Annotated in this window: 12 protein-coding genes, 1 tRNA gene and 1 riboswitch; of the genes, 3 read left to right on the plus strand and 10 right to left on the minus strand. The window is 67.3% G+C overall.

The features are described 5' to 3' along the window. Positions 1–17 precede the first annotated feature (17 nt). Positions 18–1,100: a putative urea ABC transporter substrate-binding protein gene (locus tag D0B54_RS13725; RefSeq protein ID WP_205527121.1), complete on the minus strand. Its 1,083-nt coding sequence runs from the start codon at positions 1,098–1,100 to the stop codon at positions 18–20. 67 nt (positions 1,101–1,167) lie between these two features. Further along, positions 1,168–1,272: riboswitch (guanidine-I (ykkC/yxkD leader) on the minus strand. A 168-nt stretch (positions 1,273–1,440) separates the two neighbouring features. On the opposite strand from D0B54_RS13725, the gene D0B54_RS13730 reads away from it, so the two are divergent. Continuing rightward, entirely contained in the window at positions 1,441–2,787 is a 1,347-nt protein-coding gene (locus D0B54_RS13730) for a hypothetical protein (RefSeq protein WP_162932416.1), read from the plus strand. 10 nt (positions 2,788–2,797) lie between these two features. Further along, positions 2,798–3,559, plus strand: coding sequence for a FecR family protein (locus tag D0B54_RS13735; protein ID WP_117291866.1), 762 nt, complete (start codon positions 2,798–2,800; stop codon positions 3,557–3,559). Positions 3,560–3,604: 45 nt separating this feature from the next. On the opposite strand, the gene rlmB is transcribed toward D0B54_RS13735, so the two are convergent. The 3 genes from rlmB to rnr all read right to left on the minus strand — a co-directional run bounded on the left by rlmB (position 3,605) and on the right by rnr (position 7,587). Beyond that, complete coding sequence (gene rlmB / locus D0B54_RS13740) at positions 3,605–4,357, minus strand: 23S rRNA (guanosine(2251)-2'-O)-methyltransferase RlmB (RefSeq protein WP_117291867.1); 753 nt, start codon at positions 4,355–4,357, stop codon at positions 3,605–3,607. A 192-nt stretch (positions 4,358–4,549) separates the two neighbouring features. Then, the gene (locus D0B54_RS13745) at positions 4,550–5,242 is read right to left on the minus strand and encodes an OmpA family protein (protein ID WP_117291868.1); all 693 of its coding nucleotides are present in this window, start codon (positions 5,240–5,242) and stop codon (positions 4,550–4,552) included. Then, complete coding sequence (gene rnr, locus D0B54_RS13750; protein WP_117291869.1) at positions 5,239–7,587, minus strand: ribonuclease R; 2,349 nt, start codon at positions 7,585–7,587, stop codon at positions 5,239–5,241. The genes D0B54_RS13745 and rnr overlap by 4 nt, the downstream gene beginning before the upstream one ends. A 125-nt stretch (positions 7,588–7,712) precedes the next feature. Here rnr and D0B54_RS13755 point away from each other — a divergent pair. Continuing rightward, positions 7,713–7,797: transfer RNA gene (locus D0B54_RS13755), tRNA-Leu, on the plus strand. A gap of 165 nt (positions 7,798–7,962) precedes the next feature. Here D0B54_RS13755 and D0B54_RS13760 read toward each other — a convergent pair. The 6 genes from D0B54_RS13760 to hflX form a co-directional block, all read right to left on the minus strand. Continuing rightward, positions 7,963–9,255 carry an adenylosuccinate synthase gene (locus D0B54_RS13760; protein WP_117291870.1) on the minus strand — a complete coding sequence of 431 codons (1,293 nt, stop codon included), beginning with the start codon at positions 9,253–9,255 and terminating at the stop codon, positions 7,963–7,965. 30 nt (positions 9,256–9,285) lie between these two features. Continuing rightward, the gene (locus D0B54_RS13765; protein WP_117291871.1) at positions 9,286–10,269 is read right to left on the minus strand and encodes an ATP phosphoribosyltransferase regulatory subunit; all 984 of its coding nucleotides are present in this window, start codon (positions 10,267–10,269) and stop codon (positions 9,286–9,288) included. A gap of 11 nt (positions 10,270–10,280) precedes the next feature. Continuing rightward, positions 10,281–10,466 carry a DUF2065 domain-containing protein gene (locus tag D0B54_RS13770; RefSeq protein ID WP_240433429.1) on the minus strand — a complete coding sequence of 62 codons (186 nt, stop codon included), beginning with the start codon at positions 10,464–10,466 and terminating at the stop codon, positions 10,281–10,283. Position 10,467: 1 nt separating this feature from the next. Then, complete coding sequence (gene hflC / locus D0B54_RS13775; RefSeq protein ID WP_117291872.1) at positions 10,468–11,337, minus strand: protease modulator HflC; 870 nt, start codon at positions 11,335–11,337, stop codon at positions 10,468–10,470. 2 nt (positions 11,338–11,339) lie between these two features. After that, on the minus strand, positions 11,340–12,467 hold the full coding sequence (hflK, locus tag D0B54_RS13780) for an FtsH protease activity modulator HflK (protein WP_117291873.1): 1,128 nt from the start codon (positions 12,465–12,467) through the stop codon (positions 11,340–11,342). 213 nt (positions 12,468–12,680) lie between these two features. After that, positions 12,681–13,997: a ribosome rescue GTPase HflX gene (gene hflX, locus D0B54_RS13785; RefSeq protein ID WP_117291874.1), complete on the minus strand. Its 1,317-nt coding sequence runs from the start codon at positions 13,995–13,997 to the stop codon at positions 12,681–12,683. Between the last annotated feature and the right edge of the window lie 45 nt (positions 13,998–14,042).

Genomic DNA, 14,042 nt, shown 5'->3' on the forward strand with positions numbered 1-14,042 from the left:
CCGCGAGGGAGTCGGGCTTACAGCTTGCCGTCCGCAGCCAGCTTCATGTACGTCTCGTTGAAGCGCAGCTTGACCTTGGTCTTGTCGCCGCTGGTCTTGCCGCCCGGGTAGCCGATGCCGATGAAACCCTCGCTGGAGGCGCCCTCGCCGAGCAGGCCGTGGTCGAAGGAGAACTTCGCCACCTTCTGCATGGTCGCCGGCAGCTGCGCGCCGGTGGTGAAGGCCACCGCGTCGGCCGGCTTGTAGAACATCTTGGTGGAGGCCAGCTGCGAGTCGAACCCGGGCAGGTCGGTGCCGGAAGCCTTGGCCATCGCCGTGCGCGCGGCCTTGCCGGCGGCGTCATTCTTGGCCATCAGCGCCATGATCTCGTACCAGGCGCCGGTCAGGGCCTTGCCCAGGGCCGGGTTCTTTTCCAGCTTGGCGGTGTTGACCACCATCAGGTCGATGATCTCGCCGGGGATCTTGCTGGAGTCGAACACCACCCTGGTCTTGGGCATGGCCTTGACCTCGGACAGCAGCGGGTTCCAGGTGACGGCGGCGGTCACGTCCGGCGTGGCGTAGGCGGCGACGATGTCGGCATCGGAGGTATTGACCACCTTGATGTCCTTTTCGGCCAGGCCCACGGACTCCAGCGCGCGCGCCAGCAGGTAGTGCGACACCGACAGCTCGACCAGGTTGACCTTCTGGCCCTTGATGTCCTTGAGCGCGGTCTTGCCCTTGAGCACGACGCCGTCGTTGCCGTTGGAGAAGTCACCGACGATCAGGGCGGTGGAATCGACACCGCCGGCCGCGGGAATGGTCAGCGCGTCCATGTTGGTCATGACGCAGCCGTCGAAGGCGCCAGCGGTGTACTGGTTGATCGACTCGACGTAGTCGTTGACCTGCACCACCTCGATCTCGATGCCGTACTTGTCGGCCCATTTCTTGACGATGCCCTGCTGGGCGGCGTAGTCCCAGGGCATCCAGCCGACATAGATCGTCCAGGCGACGCGGAACTTGTCCTTGGCGGACGCGGCAGGAGCGAGGAACAGCGAGGAGAAAGCGAGCGCGACGGCCAGCACGGGCATCAGCGCGAGACGCAGGGATTTGCGGCGGAACATGGAGAAACCTCCCGGTTTTAGGGCTACACGGTTGAACGGACAATGCACAGGAGAACCACATACAGCGGTCTCCCGGGCTTTTATCCCGCCGTGTAACCCCCCTTTCATGGGAGGTCGGCAGCTCTCGGACCAGCACCCGCGCGAGCGAGCCGGAACCCTAGCCACCTTCTTGGTGCCGCAACTGCAGCAACAGAATACGAATGGAATCTTCTGTGCGCAAGAAGCGGAGCAAGAGCCATGCCACGGGCACGCGCCCAAATGGGGCAAGGTGCGTTTGCGACGGCATGAAAAAGGGCTAGGCTACGGGTCACAAGCGAATGCGCGCTCAGGGGGAGTGGCCATGAAGAAGATCGCAAGGGGCTGTGCAGGGGTGCTGGCGGGAATGCTGCTGACGGGAACGGCAGCGGCGGCCGATCCCTTCGAGCTGGACATGACGGTCGGCCAGGACAACAAGCAGTTCGGCTTCGACAATGTCGACGACGCCGCCGACGCGCTGGACCGCGACAACCTGCTGCGCGAATTCCCGCAGTACAACGACAGCATCGCGGTGATGACGCTGATCAATTTCCGCGGCCTCGACGCTTCGCTGGACTTCCAGCAGTCCAGCACCACCCTGGTGTTCCGGGTGGACGGCGTCGACCTGGTGCCCGGCAGCGATACCGTGAGCTTCCAGGGCCAGACCCGCGACGACAGCATCGAGCTGCTCAAGGATTTCCTCAAGGAGAACAAGTTCGCCCTGAAGAACCTGCAGACCCGCAGCGCGCAGGCGACGCCGATCGACCCGCTGGCCGGCAACCCCGGCTCGCTGATGAACCAGCGCATGCGCGGCGATTTCGACCGTGGCTTCACCCACCGCGTCTCGCAGATCTGGGGCTGCGGCTGCAGCGCCTTCGACTTCAGCCAGCCGCAGCCGATCATGGTGGCGTCGGCCGACGACATGCAGGGCATCTTCGCCGAGGCGCGCGCCCGCGCGGCGGCGATACGCGGCGAGAACGAAGTGGGTATCGGCCTGGCCGGCCAGAGCACGCGCGGCACCGCCATCAACGGCAGCAAGTACCGCAGCACCACGCTGCAGCTGCCCTTCTCCTACACCGTGAAGTTCGACGCCGACCCGCGCCGCAAGCTGTCCTTCGAGCTGCCGCTGAGCTATACCGACAACGAGGGCGCGGCCTCCTACTCGGCCGGATTCAGCCTGGCCTACACCCACCCCGTCAGCGACAACTGGTCGCTGACGCCGGCCGTCGGCATCGGCGCCACCGGCTCGGAGGACCTGGGCGCCGGCGGCGGCCTGGCCTCCTACTCGCTGACCAGCAGCTACAGCCACCGCCTTGGCGACTGGGCGCTGTCGCTGGGCAACAGCATCGGCCGCTACGAGAGCGTGGGCATCAAGATCGGCGACATCGAAGCCGAGTACGACGTGCAGAACACGGTCTTCACCAACGGCCTGCTGGTTTCGGGCCCGACCTCGCTGATCGCGCGCGGCATCGTCATGGAGTACAGCTTCACCGACACCCGGCTCACCGGCACCGACCTGTTCTCCAACCGCTACGACGAGATCGGCGTGGGCCTGGGCTTCATCAAGACCGACAACGGCGCGATCACGCGCTACTTCAAGACCGGGCTGAGCTACCTCTGGGGCGAAAACGACCTCAAGGGTGTCCGCCTGGCCCTGAACCTGCGCTTCTGAGGAGACCGCCATGAGCACGCAGACGATCCTGATGCGCACCGGCCGCCTGGCGGCCGCCCTCGCCCTCTGCCTGGCCGGCGGCGCCGCCCAGGCCGCCGCGGCCAAGGTCATGCTGGTCACCGGCGTGGCCACCGCCACCGCTCCCGGCGGCGCGGCACGCGGCCTGCACCGCGGCGACCCGGTCGAGGCCGGCGAGGCGCTGGAGGTGGGCAACAACAGCTACCTGTCCCTGAGCTTCGCCGACGGCGGCCGCGTCCTGCTGCGGCCCAACACGCGCTTCGAGGTGGAGGCCTACGACTACCCGGCCGCCGCCGCCCCCGTCGCCGCAGCGCCGGCAGCTGCAGCCGAAGCGGCTCCCGTGACCGCGGCGGAACCCGCACCGCGCCCCGGCAGCGGCAAGGCCTTCTTCAAGCTGGTGCGCGGCGGCTTCCGCGCCATCAGCGGCCTGGTCGGCAAGCAGGACAAGCAGGACTACCTGGTGCGCACCACGGTCGCCACCATCGGCATCCGCGGCACCGACTACGTCGCCGAACTGTGCAGCGGCGAACAGTGCGCGGGCCCCTACCTGCAGGTGGAAGGCGACCTGTCGGAAGCGCTGCAGGTGGGCGTCAACGAGGGCGCCATCGAGGTGACCACGCCCGACGGCACGCCGCACCCGGTGGAACAGGGCCAGTTCGGCCTGGCGACCCGGGACGGCAGGTTCTTCGCCCTGCCGCTGACGCCGATGTCCTACCTGCTCAACCCGATGCCGGACCCGGAAGGCTGCCAGTAGGCCCCAGAGCCCGGGGCTACGCCGGATAAGCCGCCTTCGGGCGGCTTATTTCTTTCTGGCCGGGCGGTGACGCTGGCGATAGGCCTCGTAGAGGCAGACCGCGGCCGCCACGGAGGCATTGAGGCTCTCGGCCTTGCCCTCCATGGGGATGCGCACCAGCCGGTCGCAGCTCTCTCGCGTCAGCCGGCGCATGCCCTCGGCTTCCGCTCCGATCACCAGCACCGCCGGCCCGGTGAGATCGACGTCATAGAGCGTCTCGGCGCCCTCGCCGGCCAGGCCGGTGATCCAGTAGCCCAGTTCCTTGAGGCGCGCCAGCGTGCGCGACAGGTTGGTCACCGCCACCAGCGGCACGCGCTCGGCTGCACCCGCTGCGGCCTTGTGGGCGGCAGCGCCCAGGGCCGCGCTGCGGTCGCGCGGCACGATCACGGCGCTGACGCCCACCGCCTCGGCCGTGCGCAGGCAGGCGCCGAGGTTGTGCGGGTCCTGCACGTTGTCCAGCGCCAGCAGCAGGCGATGCGGCTCGGCCGGGGCATAGAGCAGGTCTTCGCCGTCCAGCTTCTTTTCCGGCACATAGGCCAGCACGCCCTGGTGGCGCAGCCCGTCCGGCGCCTTCAGGTCCAGGTCGGAGCGCGGCAGCACGCGCACGCGCACCCCGTGCTGCTGGGCCAGCGCCTTGACGCGCAGCGAGCGTTCGTCCTGGCGGGTATCCGCCAGCAGGATCTCGAAAGGCTTGTCGTGGCTGTCTTCCAGCGCGGCGAGGACGGCGTGAAAGCCGCCGATGACAGTCGTCTTGGACACGGGATGCTCCGGTTTTGCGGATATTGTCGCAGAAGCCCAAAGCTTTTTTGCCGCGGATTACGCGGATAACACGGATACATCCGCGTTTATCCGCGTAATCCGCGGCCAAACTGGCTTTTGGAATTTTCGCCCATGCGAGAAGAACCAAAAAAAGCCCCCGATTCCGGGGGCTTTTCGTGCAACGGGTTGCGCTTAGCCACCCAGATACGGCGGGGGCGTCCAGGCTTCCTGCTCGCGGCCTTCGATCACCGGCTTGATGATGATGTCGACGCGGCGGTTGCGGGCTTCCTTCACGCCGTCGCCGGTACGCACCAGCGGCTCGCGCTCGCCGCGACCCTCTTCGCGCACGCGGCCGGCCGGCAGGCCCTGGCTGACCTCGTAGCTGGCCACCGAGGAGGCACGGCGCTCGGACAGGCTCTGGTTGTGGGCGTCCGAACCGGTCGTGTCCGTGTGGCCGACGATGTGGATCACGGTCTTGTCGTAGGTCTTCAGCACGCTGGCGATCTTGGCGTAGGTCGTCAGGGCGTTCGGGCGCAGCTGGGCGCTGTCGATGTCGAAGCTGACGTCGCTGGCGATGCCGATCTTGAGGGCGTCGCCCGGCAGCTTGATGATCTGCAGCTCGTTGCGCGCCGCTTCCGCCGCCAGGTCGCGCTGCAGCTGGGCGTGCTGCTTGTCCATGTAGTTGCCGACCGCGCCGCCGGCGATCGCGCCGACCACGGCGCCGACGATCGGGGCGCCACGCGCATGGCTGACCTGGTTGCCGGCCACGGCGCCGAGCACGGCACCGATGGCGGCGCCGGTCTTGGCGCGCTGGTTGGGATCATTGGCACAGCCGGCAACGCTCACTACGAGCGCCGCGGCCAGCAGAGGCTTGAAGTACTTCATCGTTTCCCCCTTCGGGAATGGGACTTGGATGGGTGGGATTCTGAGCCGCGCGGCTTAACGGGTTCTGAATGCCTGGGTTCTGAATGCTTGGGCTCCGAACGCCGGTCCTGCGACCTTTGTCCCTTGCCCTGGCCTCCCTGGCCCTTGCCGGGGCCGGGCTGACCCTTGCCGGAACTGAGCAGCTCAAGGTCGATTTTGCGCTCATCCAGGTCCACGCGCACGACTTTTACGCGCACCTTGGTGCCCAGCGTGTAGGTCATGCGGCTGGCCTTGCCGACCAGGCGGTGGGAGCGGTTGTCGTACTCGTAGTAGTCGTTCTTGAGGTTGCTGACGTGGACCAGGCCATCGACGTACAGGCCGGTCAGCTCCACGAACAGGCCGAAGGCCGCGACGCTGGACACCGTGCCGTCGAAGTCCTCGCCGACGCGGTGGCGCATGTACTCGCACTTGAGCCAGGTGTTGACGTCGCGCGTGGCCTCGTCGGCACGGCGCTCGGCCATCGAGCAATGCGTGCCGAAGGCTTCCATCTGCTCCGGGGTGTAGAGGAAGGGCTGGCCCTTCTTCTTCAACAGGATGTGCTTGAGGCCGCGGTGCAGCAGCAGGTCCGGGTAGCGGCGGATCGGCGAGGTGAAGTGCGCGTAGTGCGTCAGCGCCAGGCCGAAGTGGCCGCTGTTGGTCGGGTTGTACTTCGCCTGCATCAGCGAGCGCAGCATGATGGTCTGCACCAGCATCTGGTCGGGCCGGCCCTTGGCCGCCGCCAGCGCCTTGGCGAAATCCATCGCCGCCGGCTTCTCGCCGCCGCCGAGCTTCAGGGCCTGCAGCGCCAGGAACTCGCGCAGCGCCGTGACCTTCATCGTGTCGGGCTGCTCGTGGATGCGGTAGAGCGTCGGCACCTTCGCCTTCTGGACCGTCTTGGCCGACTCGACGTTGGCGGCGATCATGCATTCCTCGATGAGGCGATGCGCGCGGTTGCGCTGTACGGGCACGATGCGGTCGATCTTGCGCTCGCCGGAGAACACGATCTTGGTCTCGGTGCTTTCGAAGTCGATGGCACCGCGGCGCTCGCGCGCCTTGAACAGGGCCTCGAACACGCCGTCGAGGGCCTGCAGGTGCGGCACCAGGGCGGAGCGCGCCCTGGCCTTCTCGCCGTCCGGCTGGTCGAGGATCTCGGCGACGTCCTCGTAGATCATGCGTGCCTTGGAGCGCATCACGCCTTCGAAGAAGCGCGACTTGGCGACTTCGCCGTCGGGCATCACGCGCATCTCGCAGACCATGCACAGGCGGTCCACGTCGGGGTTGAGCGAGCACAGTCCGTTGGACAGCTTCTCCGGCAGCATCGGGATGACGCGCTGCGGGAAGTACACCGAGGTGGCGCGCTTGGAGGCCTCCTTGTCCAGCGGCGTGTCGGGGCGCACGTAGGCGGAGACGTCGGCAATGGCCACCCACAGCGTCCAGCCGCCCTTGTTGAGCAGGCTCTTCTTGATCGGCTTGGCGTAGACCGCGTCGTCGAAGTCGCGCGCATCGGCACCGTCGATGGTGACCAGCGGCAGGTCGCGGATGTCCTCGCGTCCAGCCATCTGCGCCGGCTGAACGGTGTCGGGAATGGCGGCGGACTCGCGCTCGACCGCATCCGGAAATTCGAACGGCAGGCTGTGGGCACGGATCGCGGCCTCGATCTCCATGCCCGGCGCCAGGTGCTGGCCCAGGATTTCCTTGACCTCGCCCACGGCCAGCGTGCGGTTGCCCGGCGGGGTGACGATGTCGGCCACCACCATCTGGCCGTTCTTGGCGCCCTTGCGGCCCTCCGGCGGAATCAGCAGGTCCTGGGTGATGCGCGGATTGTCCGGGATCACGTAGGAGATGCCCTGGTCCATGTGGAAGCGGCCGACGATGGTGCGGCTGACGCGTTCGATCACCTCGGACACCGCGCCCTCGGGGCGGCCCTTGAAGTCGGTGCCGGTGATGCGCACCAGCACACGGTCGCCATTCATCAGCGCGCGCATCTGGCGCGGCGGCAGGAACACGTCCGGGCCGCCGGCGTCCGGGATCAGGAAGCCGAAGCCGTCGCGGTGGGCCTGCACACAGCCGGCGATCAGGTTCATCTGCGCCACGGGGCCGTAGGCCCCATTGCGGTTCTGCACCACCTGGCCTTCGCGGGACATGGCGACCAGGCGCTTGTTCAACGCCTCCTGCTGCGACAGCTTGCGCAGGCCGAACAGGCCGACCAGGTCGTCGAGCGTCACCGGCCCGGGCTGCTCGCCCAGGGTCTTGAGGATATGGGCACGGCTGGGGATGGGGTCGGCGTAACGGCCCTGTTCCTGCTGGAACTCGGCATCGTCCTCCATCCAGGCCGGCTGTCCACGGGGAGGACGGCCACCCTGCTTTTGCGGCGGGCGGGGGTTATTGGAATTTTCTTTATTTCTTTTCATTGACAAAGCGGTGCCTCATGGCGAAAATGCGCGCCCCTGATGCCCAGGTGGCGGAATTGGTAGACGCACCAGTTTCAGGTACTGGCGGGTAAAACCGTGGAGGTTCGAGTCCTCTCTTGGGCACCAAACAAAACAACCTGGCCTCGGCCGGGTTTTTTTGTTTTGGGGCCCGTCTGAACACGGCAATAGTGTTCCACATCCCCGGCCCCAACGCCCGCAGGCACCCCTGCCCCCGGTGGGAGGGCAAGAAGGCGCCGCGAATGGGACCCAGGAAGCGGGGAACAGCGGAAATCAGGCGAACGGGTTCCTCAGGACGATCGTGTGCTCGCGATCCGGACCCGTGGAGATGATCGCCACCTCGGCCTCGGTGACCTCCTCGAGACGCCGCAGGTACCGCTTGGCGGCCTCCGGCAGGTCCTCGTAGCGGGTCACGCCGTAGGTGTTGCTCTTCCAGCCCGGGAAGTCCTCGTAGATCGCCTCGACCTTGCCGAAGGCCTCGGCACCGACCGGCGGGACTTCCACCGGCTGGCCGTCGACCTTGTAGCCGGTGCAGATGCGGATCACGTCCATCTCGTCGAGCACGTCGAGCTTGGTGACGCACAGGCCGGTGACACTGTTGTTGAAGATCGAGCGGCGCGCGGCCACGGCGTCGAACCAGCCGCAGCGGCGCGGGCGCTTGGTGACGGTGCCGTACTCGGCGCCCTTGTCGCGGATGTGCTGGCCGATGTCGTTGTCCAGCTCGGTCGGGAACGGACCCGAGCCGACGCGGGTGGCGTAGGCCTTGACGATGCCCAGCACGTAGTCGAGCTCGCGCGGGCCGACGCCGGTGCCGGTGGCGGCGCCGCCGGCGGTGGTGTTGGACGAGGTCACGAAGGGATAGGTGCCGTGGTCCACGTCCAGCAGGGCGCCCTGGGCGCCTTCGAACAGGACGTTGTCCTTCTTCTTCAGGTGCAGGCGCAGCAGTTCGGTGACGTCGGCCACCATCGGCTTGACGATCTCGGCGTAGCCCAGCAGGTCATCCAGGGTCTTCTGGAAATCGACCGGCTCTTCCTTGTAGAAATTGACCAGCACGAAGTTGTGGTAGGCCAGCAGTTCGCCGAGCTTGGACGCCAGCAACTCGCGGCTGAACAGGTCGCCGACGCGCACGGCGCGGCGCGCCACCTTGTCTTCATAGGCCGGGCCGATGCCCTTGCCGGTGGTGCCGATCTTGTTCTCGCCGCGGGCGCGCTCGCGGGCCTGGTCCAGGCGCGCATGCACCGGCAGCACCAGCGGTGCGGCCTCGGAGATGCGCAGGCGGTCGCGCACGGAGGCGCCGGTGGCCTCGACCTTCTCGATCTCCTTGATCAGGTCGGGCAGCGACAGCACCACGCCGTTGCCGATCAGGCAGGCGACGCCGGGACGCATGATGCCCGAGGGGATCAGGTTCAGCGCGGTCTTCACGCCGTTGATCACCAGCGTGTGGCCGGCGTTGTGGCCGCCCTGGAAGCGCACCACGGCCTGGCAACGGTCGGTGAGCAGGTCCACGACCTTGCCCTTGCCTTCGTCTCCCCACTGCGCCCCGATCACCACTACGGTCTTGCCCATGTTTCTATCTCTTGATGAATCGTTAAGCCGCTACTGCGCCAGGCGCAGGAGCTCGTTCAAATCGGCCGAAAAGCCGGTGGCCGGCCGCGCCACGCCGAACTCGGCGCCGACGCCGTCGTAGCGTCCACCGCGCGCGATCTCGCGGCCATGTCCCGGCGCGAACGCCGCGAACACGATGCCGGTGTGGTAGCGATAGCCGCGCAGTTCCGCCAGGTCGATGTGGATCGGCAGCTTCGGCGCCTCGGCGCGCAGCTTGCGGACCACCTTGTCCAGCGTGTCCAGCGCCTCCTGCACGGCAGCCCCGGCGGGCTTCAGCGTCTCGCGCGCACGTTGCAGCACGGTGACGTCGCCGTTGAGTGCCATCAGCTCGGCAAACACCTTGACCACGCGCGGCTTGAGCGCGCGCGCCGTGGCGAATTCCGCCAGGTCGGGCTGCGACTTGCGCTGCAGGATGTCGAACAGCGCGGACTCGTCGTCCGGGTCCAGCGCCAGCTTCTCGGACACGGCGCGGTAGATGCCGACGTGGCCGAGGTCCAGGTGGGCCTTCTTCAGGCCCGCCAGGCGCAGGGTGCGCAGCATCAGGTCGATCACTTCCAGGTCGGCCTCGATGCCGGCCTCGCCGAAGATCTCGCAACCGACCTGGCGCGGCGAGCGCGGACCGCCCAGGGAGTCGGGCTGCGCACGCAGCACGGTGCCGAGGTAGCACAGCCGCACCACGGCCTGGTCGCGGAAGCGGCGCGCGGCTATGCGCGCGGCCTGCGGCGTCATGTCCGAGCGCAGGCCCAGCAGGCGGCCGCTGGCCGGGTCGGTGAACTTGAAGGTGCGCGCGTCCAGGTCTTGGGCGGTGCCGGTCAGCAGCGCGTCGAGATGCTCGATCAGCGGCGGCAGGATCAGCTCGTAGCCACGCTTGCGGAAGCCGTCCAGCAGCTTGCGGCGCAGGTCCTCCAGCTCCCAGGAGGTGGGCGGCAGGGCTTCTTCAACCCCCTCCGGCAGCATCCATTTCTTGATCGACATTAATCCTGGGCCTAGAGGAAGTTGAGCAGGATCACGCCGCCGAGCATCGACACCAGGCCGATGCCGCGGATGGCACGGCTGTCCAGCTGCATGACCGACAGCATCATCTGCCGCCAGCGGGCCGGCGCGACGAAGGGCATGATCCCTTCGAGCACCATGACCAGGGCCAGCGCGCGCAACAATTCTGACCAGTCCACACTATTTGTTTCCCGAGCCCTTGAAGTAGCGGAACAGCTCGCCCTTGGGCTCCAGCACCATGATGTTATGGCTGCCGCTGAAGCTATCGCGATAGATGTTGAGCGTGCGGTAGAAGCTGTAGAACTCGGGATCCTGGCCGTAGGCCTTGGCGTAGATCTCGGCGGCGCGGGCGTCGCCCTCGCCCTTGAGCGTCTCGGCCGTCTTGTAGGCGTTGGCCAGCGTCACCTGCGCGGTGCGGTCGGCCTCGGCACGGATCTTTTCCGCGTCCTCGGCACCGCGGGCACGCAGGTCCGCGGCCACGCCGGTGCGCTCCGCGCGCATGCGGTCGTAGACCGATTCGCTGACGTTCTTCGGCAGGTTGATCGACTTGATGCGGATGTCCACCACGCCGATGCCCAGGTCCTTGACCTTGATCGCGGCGTCCTTCTCCACCTCCTGCACGATCGCGTCGCGATCGTCGGCCACCGCCTGCTGGATCGTGCGGTTGCCGAACTGGTCGCGCAGGCCGCGGTTGAGGATCGAGGACAGGCGGTCGGAAGCGACGATCTCCTGGCCGCCGGTAGCGCGGTAGTAGACCGCCGCGTCGGCGATGCGCCACTTGACGTAGAAATCGACCTCGACGTTCTTCTTCTCGACCGTCAGGAAGTTCTCGGTCTGGTTGTCCAGCGTCAGGATGCGGCCGTCGAAGCGGCGCACGTCCTGGAAGAACGGCGTCTTCATGTGCAGGCCGGGGGCGAAGTCCTTGCCCCTGAGCTCACCGAGCTGGAACAGGATGGCCTTCTCGCGCTGGTCGACGATGAAGAAGGAATTGGTGACGGTCAGCAGCGCGAGGAACGCCAGCGCCGCCCAGAAAATCGGATTCTTGCTCATGATCAACGTCCCCTGTCCCGCGACCGCGAGGGATCGCCGCCTGGCAGGCTGCCGCTGCCCGGCAGCGCGCCCGGCGCAGTGATGTAGTCGCTGGCGTTGTCGCGCGACGGTGCCGGCGCCGATTTCAGCAACTGCTCCAGCGGCAGGTAGAGCATCGGGCTGCCCTTGTCGACGTCGATCAGCACCTTGCTGGTGCTGCCGAGTACGGCGTTCATGCTGTCGAGGTAGATGCGCTCACGGGTCACGCGCGGCGACCTGCGGTACTCCACCAGCAGCTGCTGGAAGCGCGCGGCGTCGCCCTCGGCCTTGGCCACGACCTGGTCGCGGTAGGCGCTGGCTTCCTCCACCTGGCGCGCGGCGGCGCCGCGGGCCTTGGGCAGGCGGTCGTTGGCGTAGGCCAGGGCCTCGTTGCGGGAACGCTGCTGGTCTTCGCGTGCCTTGATGGCGTCGCCGAAGGCGGCCTGCACCGGCTCGGGCGGCTGCGCCTGCTGCAGGTTGACCTCGGTCACGATCAAGCCGACCTTGTAGCTGTCCAGCAGCTCCTGCAGGATCACCTTGGTGCGGTCACCCATCTCCTCGCGGCCCTCAGTCAGCACGTAGTCCATGCTGCTGCGGCCGACCACGGCGCGCACCGCGGACTTGATCGCCTGCTTCAGCGTCAGGTCCGGATCGTTGACGCTGAAGACATAGTCCTCGACGTTGGAAACGCGGTACTGGACCTTCAGTTCGACCACGACGATGTTCTCGTCGCGCGTCAGCATGGTGGCCTCGTCGCGCGCCTCGCGCACGCCGGTGAAGTTGACGACCTCGACCTGTTCCACCGGCCAGGGGATGTGCCAGCGCAGGCCGGGCTCGGTGGTGCCGACGTACTTGCCGAAGCGCAGCGTCACCGCGCGCTCCTGTTCGTCCACCACGTAGAAGCCGGAGAACAGCCAGAGCACGCCGAACAGGGCGACGACCAGGCCGATCAGGCCGAAAGGCAGCGGCGCCCGGGCGCCGGGCGGCGTGCGGCCGCCGCCGAAACGCGCCTTGAAGCGTTTCAGCATTTCATCCAGGTCCGGCGGACCCTCACCCTTCCTGGGGCCTTGGCTCCAAGGGTCTTTTCCCGGTCCGGGTTCATTCCAAGCCATTCGTTCTTCCTCTGGTGGCCAACACCACCCGCAGGAGCCAATTCCGGCCCTGGATCGCTCCAAGCCCTTGTTGCTGCTCCAAATCAGGTGGGGACTGCCCCGTTCCCGGACTGGGGTAGGGGCAAAAAAAGGGGGCAATTCAATATTTTAGAGAGCGGGATTTTAGAGCCTATACGCCAATAAATCACGCCAGCGACGGCGACGGCCAGGCTCTTAAAGTCCCATCTCCCATTCCTCAATGACAGTCGGCGCCGGAGGCGGTTCCAGGCCCGCGGCAACGCAAAGACCGCGCAGGCGCTCCCAGGGCAGGCTGACGCTCAGGCGGAAGTTGCCCTCCTCGTCCAGTTCCTCGCCGAGGATGGCGTTGAGTTCGAACAGCTGGGCCCTGAGCCGGGCCGCCCGGGGCGGCACCAGCAACTCGTAGCGCTGCAGCTGCGGGCGGATGCGCTCGGCAATAGCCTCGCGCAGGGCATCGATCCCTTCTCCCGTGCGCGCCGACACGAAGGCGCGAACCGGCAGCCCCTGGTCGTCGCGCTCGATGCGCGGCGCCTCGCCCTCGCGCAGGTCGATCTTGTTGAACACCTGCATGCTCGGCACCCCGTCGGCGCCGATCTCCTTGAGCACCGCCTCCACCTGGGAGATGCGCGCCAGGCGCTCGGGATCGGCGGAATCGATCACGTGCAGCAGCAGGGTGGCCTCGCGCGCCTCTTCCAGGGTGGCGCGGAACGCCGCCACCAGGTCGTGCGGCAGGTCGCGGATGAAACCGACCGTGTCGGCCAGCACCACCGGCTCGCCGGCCGGCAGCTGCAGCTTGCGCACGGTCGTGTCCAGGGTGGCGAACAGCTGGCTGGAGGCATAGGCGCTGTCGCCGGTCATGGCATTGAACAGCGTCGACTTGCCGGCGTTGGTGTAGCCCACCAGGGACACCGTGGGCACGTTGTTGCGCGCGCGGGCCACGCGGTTCTGCTGGCGCCGGGAGCGCACACTTTCCAGGTGGCGCTTGAGCGTGGCGATGCGGGTCTTGATCAGGCGGCGGTCCAGCTCCAGCTGGGTTTCGCCGGGGCCGGTCATGCCGATGCCGCGGCCGCCGCCCTGGCGCTCCAGATGGGTCCAGCCGCGGATCAGGCGCGTCGACATGTGCTGCAGCTGTGCCAGCTCCACCTGCAGCTTGCCCTCGTGGGTACGGGCGCGCTGGGCGAAGATGTCCAGGATCAGGCCGGCGCGGCCGAGCACGCGGGCGGCGATCAGCTTCTCCAGGTTGCGTTCCTGGCTGGGCGATAGCGGGTGATTGAAGATGACCAGTTCGGCGCCGGTGGCGGCGACGCAGTCGGCCACTTCCTGGGCCTTGCCGCTGCCGACGAACAGGCCGGAGTCCGGATCCTTGCGGCTGCCGCCGATGACGTTGAGCACCTCGGCGCCGGCCGAGACGCAAAGTTCGACGAACTCCAGCCGGTCCGAGTCGAAATCGGCGCCGGGGAATTCCAGGTGTACGAGCACGGCCTTCTGGCCTGCCTTGGGGCGTTCAAACATGATTCAGAAATGCAAAGGCCGCCCGTGCCGGCGGAAGCCGGCACG

This window comes from Solimonas sp. K1W22B-7, assembly GCF_003428335.1.
Classification (GTDB): domain Bacteria; phylum Pseudomonadota; class Gammaproteobacteria; order Nevskiales; family Nevskiaceae; genus Solimonas_A.